Annotated in this window: 14 protein-coding genes; 10 read left to right on the forward strand and 4 right to left on the reverse strand. The window is 70.0% G+C overall.

All coding sequences use genetic code 11. The features are described from left to right. On the forward strand, positions 1–2,314 hold a 2,314-nt coding region (locus JWP54_RS03240; protein WP_297367157.1), incomplete at its 5' end, for a glycoside hydrolase family 95-like protein. A gap of 112 nt (positions 2,315–2,426) precedes the next feature. Here JWP54_RS03240 and JWP54_RS03245 read toward each other — a convergent pair. Together JWP54_RS03245 and JWP54_RS03250 are read right to left on the reverse strand one after the other, a co-directional pair. Further along, complete coding sequence (locus tag JWP54_RS03245; RefSeq protein ID WP_297367159.1) at positions 2,427–2,714, reverse strand: twin-arginine translocase TatA/TatE family subunit; 288 nt, start codon at positions 2,712–2,714, stop codon at positions 2,427–2,429. Between the two features lie 56 nt (positions 2,715–2,770). Continuing rightward, positions 2,771–5,668 (reverse strand): glycoside hydrolase family 3 protein, encoded by a 2,898-nt coding sequence (locus tag JWP54_RS03250; protein WP_297367162.1) that lies wholly within the window; start codon positions 5,666–5,668, stop codon positions 2,771–2,773. Between the two features lie 228 nt (positions 5,669–5,896). Between JWP54_RS03250 and JWP54_RS03255 the strand changes: the two genes are divergently transcribed. From JWP54_RS03255 to JWP54_RS03270, 4 genes are all read left to right on the forward strand, one after another. Further along, a complete protein-coding gene (locus tag JWP54_RS03255; RefSeq protein WP_297367165.1) occupies positions 5,897–7,549 on the forward strand; it encodes an extracellular solute-binding protein in 1,653 nt (550 codons plus the stop codon). Between the two features lie 9 nt (positions 7,550–7,558). Further along, complete coding sequence (locus JWP54_RS03260; RefSeq protein ID WP_297367168.1) at positions 7,559–8,554, forward strand: sugar ABC transporter permease; 996 nt, start codon at positions 7,559–7,561, stop codon at positions 8,552–8,554. Beyond that, entirely contained in the window at positions 8,551–9,483 is a 933-nt protein-coding gene (locus tag JWP54_RS03265; protein WP_297367172.1) for a carbohydrate ABC transporter permease, read from the forward strand. The genes JWP54_RS03260 and JWP54_RS03265 overlap by 4 nt, the downstream gene beginning before the upstream one ends. Positions 9,484–9,576: 93 nt before the next feature. Then, positions 9,577–10,593 carry a LacI family DNA-binding transcriptional regulator gene (locus tag JWP54_RS03270; RefSeq protein ID WP_297367175.1) on the forward strand — a complete coding sequence of 339 codons (1,017 nt, stop codon included), beginning with the start codon at positions 9,577–9,579 and terminating at the stop codon, positions 10,591–10,593. Between the two features lie 16 nt (positions 10,594–10,609). Here the strand turns inward: JWP54_RS03270 and JWP54_RS03275 are convergent, their stop codons facing one another. Further along, positions 10,610–11,455 carry an NAD(P)-dependent oxidoreductase gene (locus JWP54_RS03275; protein ID WP_297367297.1) on the reverse strand — a complete coding sequence of 282 codons (846 nt, stop codon included), beginning with the start codon at positions 11,453–11,455 and terminating at the stop codon, positions 10,610–10,612. A gap of 197 nt (positions 11,456–11,652) precedes the next feature. Here JWP54_RS03275 and JWP54_RS03280 point away from each other — a divergent pair, with 197 nt between their 5' ends. Then, positions 11,653–12,876, forward strand: a complete 1,224-nt coding sequence (locus tag JWP54_RS03280) for an ROK family transcriptional regulator (protein ID WP_297367178.1) — start codon at positions 11,653–11,655, stop codon at positions 12,874–12,876. On the opposite strand, the gene JWP54_RS03285 is transcribed toward JWP54_RS03280, so the two are convergent. Next, positions 12,868–13,794 carry a LysR substrate-binding domain-containing protein gene (locus tag JWP54_RS03285; RefSeq protein WP_297367181.1) on the reverse strand — a complete coding sequence of 309 codons (927 nt, stop codon included), beginning with the start codon at positions 13,792–13,794 and terminating at the stop codon, positions 12,868–12,870. The genes JWP54_RS03280 and JWP54_RS03285 overlap by 9 nt on opposite strands. A gap of 101 nt (positions 13,795–13,895) precedes the next feature. On the opposite strand from JWP54_RS03285, the gene JWP54_RS03290 reads away from it, so the two are divergent. From JWP54_RS03290 to JWP54_RS03305, 4 genes are all read left to right on the forward strand, one after another. After that, positions 13,896–14,402, forward strand: coding sequence for a GNAT family N-acetyltransferase (locus JWP54_RS03290; protein ID WP_297367184.1), 507 nt, complete (start codon positions 13,896–13,898; stop codon positions 14,400–14,402). A 160-nt stretch (positions 14,403–14,562) separates the two neighbouring features. Beyond that, complete coding sequence (locus tag JWP54_RS03295; RefSeq protein ID WP_297367187.1) at positions 14,563–15,828, forward strand: multidrug effflux MFS transporter; 1,266 nt, start codon at positions 14,563–14,565, stop codon at positions 15,826–15,828. A 53-nt stretch (positions 15,829–15,881) separates the two neighbouring features. Then, entirely contained in the window at positions 15,882–16,721 is an 840-nt protein-coding gene (locus tag JWP54_RS03300) for an alpha/beta hydrolase (RefSeq protein WP_297367190.1), read from the forward strand. Further along, a complete protein-coding gene (locus JWP54_RS03305) occupies positions 16,718–18,118 on the forward strand; it encodes a sensor domain-containing diguanylate cyclase (protein WP_297367193.1) in 1,401 nt (466 codons plus the stop codon). Before JWP54_RS03300 ends, JWP54_RS03305 begins: the two co-directional genes overlap by 4 nt. The last annotated feature ends 10 nt before the right edge of the window (positions 18,119–18,128 follow it).

Below are 18,128 nucleotides of genomic sequence, written 5' to 3' on the forward strand. Positions count from 1 at the left end.
GACGATCGCGCCCGGCACCGGCCGGCTGAGCGCGGCCGACGCGGCCGCGGCCCTGGCCGAGGCGCGCGCCCTGATCGAGGCCGACCGGTTCACCGACGCCGAACAGGCGCTGGCGGGCTTCGGCACCACCGACAGCGCCGCCTACCTGCCCTTCGTCACCGTGCACCTGGACCTGCCGCCCGGCCACACCGTGCTGGAGCGCCGGCTGAACCTCGATGACGCGGTGCACCGGGTGCGCGGGCGCATCGCCGGTACCCCGTCGCCGGTCGGTCCCACCGACCCGCACGACGACCCATCCACCGCGGCACCGACCGAACTGGTGCAGACCACCTTTGTGAGCGCGCCGGCCGGCGTGCTCGTGCATCGGCTGGAGTTCGGGACCGGGACCGGCGCCGTCGGGATCTCGCTCTCCACCCGGCTGATCGACCTGGGCCGCCGCCGCGACCCCACGGTCGAGCCCGCCGACGCGGCCGACTTCGCCAACACCATCGACCCGGCCGAGGCCGAGCCGAGCCGCCCGGCCACCCTCGTGATCGACGTCGAGGCACCGGCCCGGCCCGGCACCGTGCCGACGCCCGGCATCACCCCGCTGCGGGGGTCCGCCGTGCTCTCTGTGATGCACAACGGCCGGCTCGACCCCGACGCTCCTGCGCATGAACTGCGCATCCTGGATGCCTCGGTCATCACGCTGGTGCTCGCCACCGCCACCACCTTCGTAGCCGCCGGCCGCCCGGCCGAAGGCACCCTCGCCGATACCGCACGGCGGGCCCTCGCCGCGGGCACGGCGGCCGCGGCCCGGCCGACGGCGGAGCTCACCGCAGAACACCGCACCGACCACGGCGCCCTGTTCGGCCGGTGCACCCTCACCCTCGCCGGCGGGGACGCCAGGGTCGCCGACCCGGCCGACCTGCGCCTGCAGACCGCCGTCGCTTCGCCATTGCCCGTTGCACAGGCCGACCCCGGCCTGGTGGCGCTCCTGTTCGACTACGGCCGCTACCTGCTCATCGCATCGTCCCGGCCCGGCGGGCTGCCGGCCACCCTGCAGGGGCTCTGGAACGACAGCCCGAACCCGCCCTGGGGCAGCAACTACACGTTGAACGTGAACACCGAGATGAACTACTGGGCGGCCGAGCCGGTGCAGCTGCGGGAGTGCGCCGACCCGCTGCTGGACTTCGTCGAGGCGCTCGCCGGGACCGGCGCCCAGACCGCGGCGCGGCTCTACGGCTGCCGCGGCTGGGTGGCGCACCACAACTCGGATGCCTGGGCCTGTGGCACGCCGTCCACCGGGGACGCCTCCTGGGCGCTCTGGCCGATGGCCGGACCGTGGCTGGTGCGGCTGCTCGACGAGCGCCGCCGGTTCGGCGCCGCCACCGCCGCGGACACGGACCGGCTCTGGCGGTTGGCGGCAGGCTCGGCCCGGTTCTGCCTGGACTACCTGGTCGAGGGCCCGGCCGGACGGCTGCACACCCGCCCGTCGACGTCGCCGGAGAACCAGTTCCTCACCCCGGCCGGTCCGGCCGCGGTCGCCGACTCCTCGGCGATGGACCGCACCCTGATCAGGGAACTGTTCGCCCTGCTCGAGCCGCTCGGCCGTGCCGCCGGGCACGCCGACCACCCGATCATCGCTGAGGCGCGCGCCGCTCGGGACCGCATCGAGTCGCACCGCACCGGGGAATCCGGGCGTCTGCTGGAATGGGACACCGACCGTCCCGAGCAGGACCGGCAGCACCGGCACGTGTCGCACCTGGCGGGGCTGTACCCGGGCGACGGCATGAGCGCGGCAGACCGGGCGGCGGCGAGCCGCAGCCTGGACGCCCGCGGCGACGACTCCACTGGCTGGTCACTGGTCTGGAAGATGGCTTTGCGCGCCCGGCTGGGTCAGGCCGGCAAGGTCGACGACCTGCTCGAGCTGGTCCTCCGGCCCGCCCGCGACGACGCCGGCCCGCACGAGGGCGGGCTCTACCGCAACTTCTTCGCGGCGCATCCGCCGTTTCAGATCGACGGAAACCTGGGCTTCGTCGCAGCACTCACCGAATGCCTCGTGCAGTCCCACACCAGCGTGATCGACCTGCTGCCGGCCCTGCCGCGCGGGCTGGAGACCGGCCGGGTGAGTGGGCTTGGGGTGCGCGGCGGCCTGCTGGTCGACCTCGACTGGGCGGCGGGCGCTCTCCTCTCCGCCGTCTTCACGACCCGGCCCGGCGCCCCAGCCGGCAGCCACCGCGTGCGCACGCCCCGGCCCGGCCAGGCGCCCCGAATCGACACCATCCAGGTCGGACCCGGCCGCTCCGCCACCCTGTCCTGGCCCGCCCGATAACCCACCCCCGATTCCGCGAAAGCGGTGCTGTGGTTGCTTCAGCGGTGCTGGGGCAGCACCATGGCCGCTCTCGCGGGAACCACGACCGCTCTCGCGGGATGGGAATGGTTCGTTAGGCCGGCGGCGCGGGCGCGGGCGCGGGGGCAGGGACTGGGATCGGTGGCGTCGCTGCCGGGGTCGCCGCAGACGGGGCCGTCGGCGCGGAAGTCGGGACCGCAGCGGGGACCGTTGCTGCTGCCGGCGGAACGGTGTCGTCGTCTCCGGGCCGCAACTCGGTCTTGAGGATCTTCGCCGACTGGCCGAGGCTGCGGGCCAGGGCCGGGAGCTTGGGTGCGCCGAAGAGGAGCAGAACGACGAAAAGAATGATGACGAAGTGCCATCCGGTCAAGTTGCTGAGCATGTTGTCCTGTCTGGTCGGTGGTACGGGTGGCTAAGGATACCGGTGGCGGATGTCGCTCAGGCGTCGGCGCCGCCGAGGAACGCCACCTGCACATTCCGCGACAACGTCACCCGAAGGTCCGTCGAAAGGTCGGTCGGGTAGTTCGGGCCGGCGGCCAACTGGAGGGGGATGCCGGTCCAGGTTGGGGCGGTGACCTCGGCGCTGCCGAGCGGCGACCACAGGCCGCCCCGGCGGGCCTCGAGCGCGATCCGGCCGGCGCCGCGGGCCTCGACCCGCAGCTCTCCGCGCAGGCCGGCCACGTCGAGGTAGACCAGCCGCGCGTGGCGCGCGACAGCGGCCACGGCCACGGCGGTGCCGGTCAGCGGCGTGTAGGCGACCAGTTCGCTGCGGCCGGTGTCGCTGTGCTCGGTCTCGTCGAAGCTGTCGGCGGCGAAGCCGGCCTGGGCATCCCGCGGGGCGACGGTGACGCCCTCGATGTGCAGGGGCAGCCGGTGGTCGATGGCCTCGGCCGAGCGGCCGACGAGCACCTCGTAGTCGCCGGTCTCCACGACCAGGCGGCCGGTGGTGACGTCCCACACGGAGAACGCGGCGGCATCCACGGTGACCGTCAGCTCCGTACTGTCGCCGGAGACCACGGTGACCCGGCCGAAGCCCGCCAGCCGGCGGCGCGGAAAGGGCAGCCGGTGGCCGGGGGCAGCGACGTACAGTTGCACGGTCTCGACCGCGGACCCGGATCGGTCCGGCGCCGTGCCGTCGGTCACGCCGGGGGCAGACCCGGCGGCGACGCTGATCGTGGCGGTCACCGGCTCGGCGAAGCCGTTCTCGATCGACCACTCGGCGCGGGAAGCGCTCAGGGCGGCAGCCGGCAGGGTGGCCGGGGTGTAGCCGAGCCCGTGGCCGAAGGCGAAGTCGGGCCGCGCGGTGGAGTACAGGTAGGTGCTGCGGCTGGTGATGATGTCGTAGTCGAGCACGTCGGCGAGGTCGGACTCGCCGGCCCACCAGGTCTGCGCGAGCCGCCCGGTCGGTTCCACCGCGCCGGTGAGCACGTCGGCCAGGCCGGAGCCGAGCTGCTCGCCGGCGTGCGACGACCACACGACGGCGGATGCCTTTTCCAGGGCGGCACCGAGGGCGAATGGATAGGAGGAGATCACCAGCAGTGCCACGCGAGCATTCGCGTCGGCGGCGGCGTGCACCAGTTCGGCCTGGTGGCCCGGCAGCGCGAGGGCCGGGCGGTCCTCGGTTTCCCGGCCGCCGAGGTGCGGGTCGTTGCCCACGGTCAGGATAACGGTGTCCGCCGCGGCGGCGATTTCGGCCGCGTGCGCCAGGCCCGAGCGTAGCACCCGAAGCCCGAACCGGCCGGCAGTGGCCTCGGTGGCCGGCGCAGCCAGGATCGACCCGTTGCCGAGGTCGGCGTGCAGCCAGAGGCTCGAGCCCCGGTGCTGCACGGACACGCTGCCGTCGTCGTTGCAAAGCAGCCGCAGGGATTCCTGCGCCACCCAGCCACCCACCCGGGTGGCGGTGTCTTCGAGGTAGCCGTGCGGGCCGCGGGTGACCAGGCGGTCGCTTGCCAGGTTGCGGAGCGTGACGTGGCCGTGGCCCCACTCGGTGAGTTCGAAGCTCTCGGCGTCGCCGACGGTGTCGCCGGTGGCGTGCAGCCGCCCGCCGTTCGGCCCGCCGGAGGTGAGGTACCGGCCTGTGCGGGGGTCGCGGAGCGCGACGATATCGGCTCCGCTGGCGGTCGTGACCGTGCCGCCGGATGCGCCCAGCGCGGCCTCGAGGCCTGCGGGAAGGCTGACCGGGGCGATCAGGCTGCCGCTGTACCAGTCGGTGAGCACCCGGTCGGCGAGCGGGCCGAGCAGTGCCACCCGCGTCGCGGGCGCCAGCGGCAGGATCGGCAGGGCGCCGACCGGGTCGTTCTTCAGCAGCACGGTGCCGGCGGCGGCGGCCTCCCTCGCCAGCGCGATGTGCTCCGGAGCGCCGATGACGTCGGACGGGGTGGCGGCATACGGGTGCGGTTCGGTGTCGAACTCGCCGGTGCGGGCGCGCGCCGTCAGCAGGCGCAGCACCGCGGCATCCACCTGCTCGATGGTGATCAGGCCCTCGGCCAGGGCCTGCCGCATCGCGGAGATGGTGGGCTCGGAATTGGTGCCGTTGTCGGTGAAGCTGTCGACCCCGGCGGCCAGGGCGGCGGCGTGCGCGGGCACCGGGCCGTCGAAGAATTCTTCGGACCCGTACAGGTTGGTGGGGGCGGCGGCGTCGCTCACGATGAGCAGGTCGGCGCTGTCGGCCACCCAGCTGCGCAGGTGCGCCTCGACGAGGTCGGAGACGTGCGCCGGGCGGCCGTTCACCAGGTTGTAGGAGAGCATCGCGGCTCCCGCTGCCCCCTCCTCGATGGCCGGGCGGTAGGCCGGCAGTTCGTACTCGTGCAGCACCCGGGGGCGCAGCTGCGAGTTGGTAGTGGAGCGGTCTACCTCGTTGTTGTAGCCGAGGAAGTGCTTGAGGGTGGGCACCGTGCGCCAGCGCACCGGGTCGTTGCCGCGGAGGCCCCAGGAGTAGGCGCAGCCCATCCGGCCGGTGAGCCAGGAGTCCTCCGAGTAACCCTCCTCGTTGCGGCCCCAAAGCGGATGGCGCAGCGGGTTCACCACCGGCGCCCAGACGTTCAGGCTCACCTCCGGGAAGGCGGCGTGCTTGCCGCGCACCTCGGTGCCGACGGCCTCGCCCACCCGGCGGATCAGGTCGAGGTCCCAGGACGCGGCGAGCCCGACGGCCTGCGGGAACTGGGTGGCCTCGCCAAGCCAGGACAGGCCGTGCAGCCCCTCGGTTCCGGTGTGGAAGGGGGCGAGCCCCAGGCGTTCGATGGCGGGATTGGCCTGATGCAACAGGCTGAGCTTGTCCTCCACCGTGAGCTGGTCGAGTAGGTGAGCTGCCGTGGCGGCGTCGGTGCCGTTCGTCATCAAAGACTTCCTGATCGGGGCCAGTCGAATCGTTTCGACAGCTGTCGCGAGAACTACGTCGACGTACCGAGTCTAGGACACAGTTCGCGATTTGTGGTTGCCTCCGCGTAATTCATCCCTGTACACTCCCGAGTGTCGAAGCGCTTCCGCAGGGAGCCGGACGTGGGGGCAAATCTTGCTTCCCCAGGCCTCGGCGAGAGTCGCAACTTACGAAGAAGTGAGGCAGCAATGAGCATCCACACGGCCAGTTCTGATCTGAGAACATTCGCCAAGAAGCCGCTGAACCGGAGGTCCTTCCTGGGCTTCGTCGGAGCCGGAGCGGCCGCAGCCACCCTCGCCGGGTGCAGCACCGGAACCGCCGCCACCTCCGGCGCAGTCTTCACCGCCGCCGACATCGCCGGCGTGATCCCCAACTACTACCCGGTGGACTTCGCCGTCCCGGACCTCGTCAGTGTCGCCGGCTCCACCGCGGGCTACCTCACCCTGCCCGCCACGCTACGCAAGTCCGTCGCGAAGGTGCCCGGCTCCGGCGGCTCGTACACCGCGCTGAGCCCGGCCTGGTGGACGATCCCCAGCGCGGACAACTCCTACTTCACGGCCGTCAACAAGGAACTGGGCACGAACATCAAGTTCCAGGTCTCCGACGGCAACACCTACGGCGAGAAGATCCAGGCGGTCCTCGCCTCGCCGAACAATGTGCCGGACATGGTCGTCATCCCGTCCTGGAACCTGCCGCCCAAGTTCGACCAGGCCGTCGGCTCCCTCTTCGCCGACCTCAGCCCGTTCCTCGCCGGCGACAAGGTGAAGGACTACCCCAACCTGGCCAACATCCCCACCGACTCGTGGAAGTACTCGGTCTTCCAGGGCAAGCTGTACGGGCTTCCCTACCCGGGCGAGGTCATCCAGAACGCGTTCTTCTACCGCAAGGACCTCTTCGACGAACTCGGCTTGCCGTTGCCGACCGACGCGGACAGCTTCATCGAGATCCTCGCCGAAGCGACCGACCCCTCCAAGAACCGGTGGGGTTCGGATGACCTCTGGAACGCCGGCCAGATCATGTTCGGTGTGCCGGACAAGTGGACGGAGATCGACGGCAAGCTCGTGCACAAATTCGAGACCGAGCAGTACCGGGCCGCCCTGGACTGGCTCACCCGCCTGTACAAGTCCGGCGCCGTGCACCCGGATGCCATGGCCGGCAACGACCAGCAGGCCAACAGCCGCTACGAGGCCGGCAACACCCTGGTCAAGAGCGACGGCGTGGGCGGCTGGGCCGAATCCCTCGCCAGGGTCCTGCCGTCCAACCCGAGCTACAACACCCAGGCCATGGACTACTTCGCAGCCGGCGGCGGCGACCCCACCCTGTACAAGGGCAGCCCGACAAACATCTTCAGCTTCATCAACAAGAAGGCCGACGAGGCCGCCATCAAGGAGATGCTCGCCGTCGCGAACTTCATTGCGGCACCGTTCGGCACCGCGGAATATCAGCTGCTCAACTCTGGCGTGGAGGGCACCCACTACGACCTGGACGCGAACGGCGCCCCGGTGCTGAACGAAAAAGGCCAGGCCGAGGTGACATCCACCTATTCCTTCCTGGTACACCCGCCTGTGGTGCAGGCGCACGTGGAGTACCCCCAGTTCGTCACGGACTACTGCACCTGGAGCGCCCGGATGAGCGCCTTCGCCGCCGACCCGGTGCTGTACGGCGTGCAGATCCAGGAACCGGCCAAGTTCGGCTCCCTCGGTACGCCCTTCGACGACCTCAAGGCCGACGTGGCCAACGGGCGCAAGGACCTGTCCGCACTGGACGGGGCCATCAAGACCTGGAAGTCCAAAGGTGGCGATGAGCTGCGCAAGTTCTACCAGAAGTACCTGGACGCATAGGCCGGGCCGATGACCTTAGTTGACGAGCGGCGCCCCGCCCCGGAGGCGCCGCCCGCAGACCCAGCCATCCACAAAGCCGCCACCGAGCGGAGGCGCCGAAAACGCCGCGCCCTGTTCAAGAGGGATCGCACCATCCTGATCATGGTGCTGCCGGCCCTGGTGCTCACGGCGCTGTTCGCCTACGTCCCGATCGTGGGCAACGCCATCGCCTTCCAGGACTACTCGCCCTACGTGGGCATGTTCGAGAACCCCTGGGTCGGCTTCGCCAACTTCGATCGGGTCCTGGCCGACGAGGCCTTCTGGTCCGCCGTGCGCAACACCCTCACCATCACCGCTTTCCAACTGGTCTTCTTCTTCCCGGTGCCGATCATGATGGCGATCCTGTTGCAGGGGCTGCTCAGCCCCCGCATCCGCTCGCTGTTCCAGTCGATCGTCTACCTGCCGCACTTCCTGTCCTGGGTGATCGTGATCTCGATCTTCCAGCAGATCCTCGGCGGGGCAGGGCTGCTCAACCAGTTCCTGCGCGACAACGGCATCGAAGCGGTCAACCTGATGACCCAACCGGACACCTTTCTGGTCCTGGTCACCTCGCAGGCGCTCTGGAAGGACGCCGGCTGGGGAATCATCGTATTCCTGGCCGCGCTGAGCGCCATCGACCCGAGCCTCTATGAGGCCGCGGCGATGGACGGCGCCGGCCGGCGCAAGCGGATGTGGCACATCACGCTTCCGGCGCTGCGACCCATCATCATCCTGCTGCTCATCCTCCGCCTCGGAGACTCCCTGACGGTGGGCTTCGAACAGCTGCTGCTGCAACGTGATGCGGTCGGGGCCGGTGCGGCGGAGGTGCTGGACACCTTCGTCTACTACTCGGGCATCCAAAACGGTGACTGGAGCTACGCCGCCGCCGCCGGGCTGATCAAGGGCGTGATCAGCGTGATCCTGGTGCTGGGCGCCAACAAACTCGCGCACCTATTCGGAGAGGCCGGGGTTTACCAGAAATCATGAGTATCACCACCAGACCAATCGACACGTCGCACCCCCGCACCTCCCAGGTCATCCGGCCGGCCTGGGAAGAGCCGCGCGCTCCGCTCGAAGCCGGCGCCCGCGCCATCGTGCTCTTCGTCATGGCCGCCCTGATCGTCGTCCCGCTCTACATCGTGGTGCTCACCAGTTTCTCCTCGCAGGCCACCATCACGGTGGCCGGCGGGATGGTAATCGTGCCGGGGGAGCTCACCTTCGCCGCCTACGAGCAGATCCTCTCCGGCGGTGTCGTCACCCGGGCCGTCCTGGTCAGCGTCGGCATCACCGCGGTCGGTACCGTGATCAGCCTGGTGGTGTCGGTGATGGCCGCCTACGGCCTCTCCCGGCCCGGCTCCTTCGCCCACCGGCCGGTCCTGTTCTTCCTGCTGATCACCATGTTCTTCGGTGCCGGCATGATCCCCAGCTACCTGCTGGTGAGCAACCTCGGCCTGATCAACTCCTACTGGTCGCTGATCCTGCCCAGCTGTATCAGCGTGTTCAACATCTTCCTGATGCGCGGCTTCTTCATGGGCATCGACCAGTCGATCCTCGACAGCGCGCGGATCGACGGCGCCGGCGACTGGCGCATCCTCACCAGGATGGTGCTGCCGATGTCGAAATCGGTGATCACCGTGATCGGCCTGTTCTACGGGGTCGGGTACTGGAACGCGTTCTTCAACGCCACCCTGTACATCAACGACAGCGAGAAGCTGCCGCTGCAGGTGATCCTGCGTTCCTACGTGCTGCAGGGCGTCTCGGTGCCTGGTCAGGTGGCCGTCGGAAGCGGTGAGGTGGCCACCCTGGCGGTTCAGATGGCCGTGGTGATCATCGCGCTGGTACCGGTTCTGATCGTCTACCCGTTCCTGCAGAAGCACATCAGCTCCGGCGTCATGATCGGCGCCGTCAAGGGCTGACCCGCCGACCCAGAGCGCCCGGACCTTCAGCGGTCCGGGCGCTGGGTATCCTGTTGGGACACCGGTCGGTTCCACCCAGGCAACAGAGGACGCATGGCAACTATTCACGACGTGGCCCGTCTCGCTGGGGTGTCGATCAGCACGGTGTCGTACACCCTCTCCGGCAACCGCTCCATCGCCGAACCGACCCGCAACCGGGTGGTCAGCGCCATCCAGGAGCTGGGCTACCGGCCGAACGCGGGCGCACGGATGCTGGCCGGCACCCGCACCCACATCTTCGCGTTGACGGCCCCGGTGCGCGCCGACACCCAGCCAGGGGTGCTGATGTCGTTCGTCCTGGCCGTCGCCACTGCGGCCCGCAAGATCGACTACGACGTGCTGCTACTCACGGCCGACGACTCCTCCACCGGGCTGGAGAGGGTCACCTCCAGCAGGCTGGCAGACGGCATCATCGCCCTCGACGTGTCGCTCGACGACGAGCGGATGCCGCTGCTGCGGGCCCTCAACATTCCCGCCACCGTGATCGGGGTGCCGGCGGACACCGACGGGCTGGTCTGCGTCGACCTGGACTTCGAGGGTGCCGCGAGCCTGGCCGTCGGCCGCCTGGCGGACCTCGGGCATCGCTCGATCGGGTTGCTCGGCTTCCCGCACAGCACCTACGACTGGGGCGCGAACTACCCCCTGCGCTTCCGTGACGGGTTCCAAGCCGCGGCGGCCGACCGCGGTATCGACACGGCGTTCGTGATGCCCGCCAGCGACCTGGACAGCATCCGGCGGGGCCTCGACGAACTCTTCGCCGCACTGCCACGACTGACGGCGCTGGTGATGCACGCCGGCGAATCGGTGCAGACGACGGTGTTGGAGATCCTCGCTGACCGGGGCATCTCGATTCCCGGCGACCTGTCGGTGCTGTCGGCCTGCGCGGTTTTCGACACCTCGGAGTTCAACCCGCCGCTGGACGAGATTCCACTCTCACCGGAGGACTCCGGCACCCGCGCCGTCGAGCTCACCATTCGCCAGATCACCGGCGACCGCACCCCGCTGGTCGATCTCCTGCCGCCGCGCTACGTCTCCCGCGGCTCCACGGCCCCGCCTCCCGCCGCTCCCTGATCCGGGGGCAAGTCGGCTAGCGCTGGTCCTGCCAGGAGTGCTCGGGGGAGTAGCCGAGGAGGCGGCGGGCCTTGTCGATCGAGAGCAGCGTCGTGCGTCCGGCGACACCGGCGGCGACACTCACGTTGGGGAACACCTCAGCGGCCAGCTCGGCGCTGGGCCGGCGCATGACGGTGTCGGCCGCGGCGATGATGAACCTCTCGAAACCGGGCGGCGCGCTCTGCAGCGCCTTGAGCACCGCCTGCGCGCCGTCCCGTCCGTCGATGTAGCCCCAGAGGTTCCACTTGCGCAGGGTCGGGTCGTCCTGGAACGCCTCGAACCCGGCGTAGTCCTCCGGATCCATGACGTTGGAGAAGCGCAGCGCGGTGACCGACAGGAGCGGGTCCCAGCGCACTAGTTCGATGGCCATCTGCTCCTCGAGGTGCTTCACCAGCGAGTAGGTGCTCTCCGGCCGGGCCGGGTACTCCTCGTCGACCGGGATGTAGGGCGGGTCGGTGTCGAACGGCAGGCCGAGGACCGTTTCGCTCGACGCGTAGACGATGCGGCGGATGCCCGCCCGCCGGGCCGCCTGGAACACGTTGTACGAGGAGAGCATGTTGTTGTGGAAGGTGGCCACATCGGGCACCAGTCCCGGCGCCGGGATCGCGCCGAGGTGCACCACGGCGTCGAAGCCGGTCGCCTGGTCGTCGACGCCGGAGAACGCGTCGATCACCTGGCCGTAGTCGGTGAGGTCGATGCGGAGGAACCCGGCGCCGCGGGCGCCGTCCCGGTCGAGGTTGAGTACCTCGTGGCCTTCGGCGCGCAGGCGGGCGAGCACGGTCCGGCCGAGCTTGCCGCTGCCGCCGGTGAGGGCGATTTTCATGGTGGGAGACTTCATGGACATCCTTGTCTGGGTGGAATGAGCCGGCGCCGCCGGGCGCTCGGACCGATTTGTGGCGTTGTGCAACGTATCACGGCCAGTCGGGCGCTGACCCGGGTATTCTGGGGGAAACAGCCGGATTGCCAGGCGTCAGCCGGTCAATCGGAGACAGCCGCAGGTATCAGCCAGACGGAGGAACCGTGCAGGGCAGCAGCCATGACGATGTGCGCAGACACAACCTGTCGGTGGTGCTGCGGCTCGTGCACCGCAGCGGTGCGGCGTCGCGTTCCCAGCTCACCCGGGTCACCGGCCTGAACCGGTCCACCATCGCCGCCCTGGTCGCGGAACTGGCGGAACGCGGCCTCGTCGTCGAGCGCGAACCGAGCTCAACCAACCAGGTCGGCCGGCCCAGCCCCATCGTCTGTGTCAGCGAGCAGGTCGTGGCGCTCGCCGTGAACCCGGAGATCGACGCCGTCACGATCGGCATCGTCGGGCTCGACGGTCAGGTGCACCGCCGGGTGCGGTACCCCACCGACCAGTCCCCGAGCGTGCTCGAGGCCGTCAACATCGCCGCCGCCGTGATCGACGGCATGCGCGGTGAACTGACCGCCAAGTTCAGGGTCGTCGGCATCGGCGTGGCCGTGCCGGGGCTGGTGCGCGCCCACGACGGCCTGGTGCGGCACGCGCCGCACCTGGGCTGGGTCGACGAGCCACTCGCCGAGATGCTCGAAGCCGCCACCGGCTACCCGGTGCTCGCCGCGAACGATGCCAGCCTGGGGGCGATGGCCGAACGGTTCTTCGGCGCGGGCAAGGGCATCACCGATCTCATCTACCTCAACGGCGGCGCGAGCGGCATCGGCGGCGGCATGATCGTCGGCGGGGCGCCGGCCGGCGGCATCGCCGGGTACGCGGGCGAATTCGGGCACACTCGGGTCAGCGCCAGCGACCGGGTCGACTCGGCGGGCCTGCGCGGCACCCTCGAGGCCGAGGTGACCCGGCGTGAACTGCTCGAGGTGCTCGGCCTGGCCGGGGCGGATGCCGACGAGCTCGAACAAGCGCTGCTGGCCGCCACGGCACCGGAGGTGCGCGCCGAGGTGAACCGGCAGATCGACCACCTCGCGGTGGCGCTGGCCGGGGCGATCAACATCCTCAACCCGCAGCTGGTGGTGCTCGGCGGGTTCCTCGCGGCGCTGCTCGCGGTAGATCCGCAACGGTTGCGGACCGCCGTCGCGTCGCACTCGCTGGACGCCGCGTTCGGCTCGGTGCGGCTCAGTGCCGCGGAACTGGGCTCCAACCTGCTGATGATCGGCGCCGCCGAGCTGGCCTTCGAGGGCCTGCTCGACGACCCCGCCGTGCTGCCGCCGGTGCGTCCCGCCGTCGTGCCGGCCGAGGCGCCGACCGCCTCGGGCGCAGAGTCAGCCTGAGACCGACCGGGCGCCGGGGGTGAGCGTGGGGGTGAGCGAGCCCGGCACCGCCAGGAAGTTCGCCAGGATCGCCCGGTTGTCGTCGGCGCGCTGCACCAGCTGCACCTCGCTGCGCGGGTGTTCCCCGGCCAGCGGGATCGCCCGCACACCGGCCGGTGTGGTCACGGTGGCGCTGGCCGGCGCGATGCTCACGCCGAGTCCCGCCTCCACCAGGTGCAGGATCGTCACCCAGGATGAGGCTTCCTGCACGATGCGCGGCTCGAACCGGGCCGTCCGGCACGCGTCGAGGTTGCGCAGGTAGGCGCGCTCGCCGGCTGACCTCGGATAGAACACGAACGGATCCTCGCGCAGCCGGCCCGCCTCGAGGGTGGCGGCGCCGACAGCCGGGTGGTCGACGGGCAGCACGGCGACGAACGGTTCGGTGGCCAACGTCGTGGTCGACAGCGCCGGATGCGGTTCGGAGTCCCGCACCACCCCCATGTCGATCTCGCCGGCGAGCAGGCGCTCCAGGATCAGCGCCGTGTACCCCTCGTGCAGACGCAGCTGCACGGCCGGGTACAACGAGCGGTAGGCGTGGATGCGCTCGGTGATGCCCAAGGGAATCGCCGAGCTGATGAAGCCGATGTCGAGCCGACCCAACTCACCCCGGCCGATGCGCGCCGCCTCGTCGATGTCGGCGTCGGCCTGGGCCAGGAGTTTGCGGCTGCGATCGAGGAACGCCTCGCCGGCCGCGGTGAGGGCGACCCGCCGGGAGGTGCGGTCGAACAGTGCGGTGCCCACCAGCTCCTCGAGCCTGCGCACCTGCTGTGACAGCGGCGGCTGGGCCATGTGCAGCCGGACGGCGACGCGGCCGAAGTGCAACTCCTCGGCCACGGCGACGAAGTACCGCAGATGCCTCAGTTCCAGTTGGGCGACCATGCCCCACCCTAGCAAGACCTCCGGCGTCTGGATGGAAGTAGAACGGATATTGGACGTCTCGATGGCGCGCTCGGAGCATGGAAGGGAAGAAGGAGCTCACCATGACAACCAGCCAGACCACCCCGAACCGTACCCTCGTCATCGAGCCGATGGCTTCCGCGGCGGACACGCGGGCGTTCCGGGAGCTCAACGAGGAGTGGATCACCGCCCTCTTCACCCTCGAAGCTGCCGATCGGGCCCTGCTCGACAACCCCGCCGACGCCATCGTGGGCCGGGGTGGTCAGGTGTTGATTGCCCGGGCCGGCGCCGATCGGGTGGGCTGTGTGGCGGTGGTCCCCACCGGCAACGGTGTCTTCGAGCTGTCCAAGATGGCGGTCAGTCCCGCCGAACGCAACCGGGGCACCGGCCGGCGGCTGATCCTGGCCGCCATCGACATGGCCGCCGCACTCGGCGCGACGACACTGTTCCTGGGCAGCAGCACCCGACTGCCCAGCGCCGTGCACCTGTACGAGTCGGTGGGCTTCAGCCACGTTCCCGCGGAGCGGATCGGGCCGATGCCCTACGCGAGGGCCGACGTCTTCATGGAACTCGTGTTGCCGGCCCGGTAGCCGCCGGGAACTTGCACGATCGGCGACATCCGCGCAATCTTTGGCGGAACGACCCGGATCCGGAATAGAACCGGCGCGGAGGCGCTTGGCGCACATGGGTAATCACCCGCACTCCACACCGTTCGACCCCGACCGAGGACTCTTTTTCGTGACTACCGCAATGATCCCTGTGATCACCGAGGCCCAACTCCACTCCACCGCACGGCACCCCGGTGATGCTCTTTCCCGGGGTCAGCGCGTCGTCTACATCATCATCCTCGGTGCGCTCACGGCCCTCGGCCCGTTCACGATCGACCTGTACCTGCCGGCGTTCCCCACCCTGGAGAGCGAGCTCGGCGTCTCCGCCGCCGCCATCCAGCTGACCCTCACGGGCACCATGATCGGCTTCGGCTTCGGCCAGCTGATTGTCGGCCCGTGGAGCGACAAGGTGGGCCGGCGCCTGCCGTTGCTGCTGGCCACCGGCTTCCACGTGCTGGCTTGCGTGGGAGCGGCCCTCTCCAGCGACATCGTGTCCCTCGGCATCTTCCGGGTGCTGCAGGGCTTCGGCGCCGCGGCCGGCGCGGTCGTGGCGATGGCCATGGTGCGCGACCTCTTCGGCGGCAAGCCGCTCGTCAAGATGCTCTCCCGGCTCGCACTGGTCAGCGGCCTCGCGCCCGTACTGGCCCCGGTCATCGGCTCGCAGTTGCTGCTCGTGATGCCGTGGCGCGGCATCTTCTGGGTGCTCGCCGCGTACGGCATCGTGGTCATGGTGGCCGTCGCCATCTGGATCGTCGAGACCCTGCCCCAGGAGCGCCGCACCGTGCCCGGCCACTCCAGCCTGGCCCAGCGCTACCGCGCGGTGCTCAGCGACCGCACCTTCGTCGGCGTGCTCATCATCGGGGCGATGACGTTCACCGGTCTGTTCTCCTACCTGTCCTCGTCACCGTTCCTGTTCCAGCAGGTCTACCAGTTCAGCGCCCAGGAGTACGGGGTGCTCTTCGCCGTCAACTCCCTCGGCATCGTGGTGGGTGTTCAGGCCAGTTCGCGCCTGATGCACCGGCACAATGTGGGCCCGCAGAACATCCTGATCGTGGCCATCGCGGTGCTCGTGGTGATGTCAGCAGCGATCTTCACCCTCGACCTGCTCGGCGCGGGCCTCTGGGGCACCCTCATCCCGCTCTGGTTCTTCATTGCCGCCTGCGGCTTCACGTTCCCGACCGTGCAGGTCATCGCCCTGAACGCGCACGGCAGCGAGGCCGGCACCGCCGCCTCGCTTCTCGGCGCGGCCAACTTCGGCATCGCCGGCGTGATCTCGCCCGTCGTGGGCCTGCTCGGCGTCGGCACCGCGGTGCCGATGGCATCGGTGATGGGCGTCGCAGCGATCGTCTCGATCCTCAGCCTGTGGCTGATCGTGCGGCCCCGCACCGTGGCGGCGCTCGGGCACTGATCGAACCGGTCGAACTTCCCCATTGGTACGACCGATATGGAAGAATCGCGACTGTGACGAATACCGTGCCTACCAGCCTGACTTCACCCTCGGCCTGGGCGGTGGACGTCCTCGTGCGCAACGGAGTCTCCGTCGTCGGCGATCCGACCCGGCCCCCGATCATCTTCGGGCCCGGCTACGGCACCAGCCAGGACATGTGGCGCCTGGTGGCACCGCAGTTCGCCGAGGGGCACCGGGTGGTCATGTTCGACCACGTCGGCTCCGGCGACTCGGATGTCTCGGCGTACGACCGCCGCAAGTACGACTCCCTGCGGGGTTATGCGAACGACCTGCTCGAGATCATCCGTGAGCTCGACCTGCACGACGTGGTCTTCGTCGGGCACTCGGTCAGCGCCATGATCGGGGCCCTGGCCGCGATCCAGGAACCGCGGCGCTTCGCTCGTCTGATCATGCTGGGCCCCTCGCCGCGATACCTGAACGACGAGGGCTACCTGGGCGGCTTCGAGCGCGCCGACATCGATGCGCTGCTGGACGCCCTCGAGGTCAACCATGCCAGCTGGGCAACGGCGATGGCGCCCACCCTGATGCAGAACGCCGACCGGCCGGAGCTCGCCGAGGAACTGGCCGAGAGCATGGCCCGCACCGACACGATGGTCGCCCAGCACTTCGCCAGGGTCACCTTCCTCTCGGACATGCGCCGGTACCTCAAGGACATCAGCACGCCCACGCTGATCCTGCAGTCCTCCGACGACATCATCGCCCCCCTCGAGGTGGGCGAATACCTGCACGAGCACATCGCCGACAGCGAACTGGTGGTGCTGAGCGCGGCGGGGCACTACGCCCACCTGTCCGACCCGGCGGAGATTGAGCGGCAGATCCGGCGCTGTCTGTGACGCCGGACGACGTCTCGCGCGCGCTGTTCCAGCGCGCGCCGGCCGGGCTGTTCGCGATGTCGACCGACGGGGTCATCCACTCCGCCAACGACACCTTCTGCGAGTGGTCGGGCTTCGCCCGGGAGGACGTCGTCGGCCGGTACTTCCTGTCCTTGCTGTCCCGGGGCAGCAAGCTGCTCTTCGAGACCCGGTTCATGCCGCTGTTGCAGACGCAGCGCGCGCTGAACGAGATGATGCTCACCCTGTCCACCCGCGCCGGCGGCTCCCGGGATGTGCTGGTCAGCTCGGTCCTGGACGATTCCGGCGCCGAGACCCTGGTCTATGCCGCCGTCTTCGACGCCGCGATCCGGCTCAAGTACGAACGAGACCTGCTCGACGCCCGCCGCGCGGCCGAGACCGCGGTCGCCCGGGTGCGCATCCTCCAGGAGGCCGCCGCCGGACTCGCCCCGGCGACGACGCTGGCCGCGTTCGGGTCGGCCCTGCGGGTCTCCGCCGAGACGGCCACGGATGCGGCGCTCGTGTCCGTGATCGTGGCCGATCCCGACGGGCGCCTCGAGCTGGCCTCCGGCGACCGGCCGCTGACCGGCATCGTCGAGCTGGCCGGCCTGTTGCCGGTGCAGGAGTGCCTGAGCCACGGCCGGCCGGTCGTGTGCCGCAGCGCCACCGAGATCGCGGCGAGCTTCCCGACCCTGGCGGCCGGACTTGACGCCGAGGGCGTCGAGGCGTTGTGCATCATTCCGGTGATCGAAGACGGCACGGTGGGCGGCGCCATCGCCTGCTGGTTCCAGCGCTCCCGGGAGTTGGACGAGAACCTGCTCGACCTGCTCGCGGCCCTGGCCACGCAGGCTGCGCCGGTGCTCGAACGCATCCACCTGCAGCGCCAGATCGAACACCAGTCGCTGCACGACTCCCTCACCGGGCTGCCCAACCGGCTGTCGCTGCAACGCCGGCTGCGGCAGATGCTCGCCGATGCCGAGCTCCTCGGCCACACCGTGGGGATCCTGTTCCTCGACCTGGACGGTTTCAAGGCGATCAACGACGCCTTCGGCCATGAGGCCGGCGACCAGGTGCTGCACCAGGTGGCCGGGCGGCTGCTGCGCAGCGTGCGGGCGGGCGACCTGCCGAGCCGGTTCGGCGGGGACGAGTTCGTGATCGCCTGCGCCGGCGTCGACGAGGACACGGTGCGGGACGTCGCGCGGCGCATCCGCACGGCCGTGCGCGAACCGCTCGTCGGCCTGGCGCAGGGCTCAACGGTGTCGGCGAGCATCGGCATCAGCCTGTTCGCGCCGCGTGGCGCCGCCCCCATCACCCCCGACGCCCTGGTCGCCCTCGCCGACGAGGCCATGCTCACGTCCAAGCGCACCGGCAAGAACCGGGACACCCTGGTGACGGCCTAACCTCGCCAGT

Source organism: Cryobacterium sp. (genome assembly GCF_025463825.1).
Lineage (GTDB): Bacteria > Actinomycetota > Actinomycetes > Actinomycetales > Microbacteriaceae > Cryobacterium.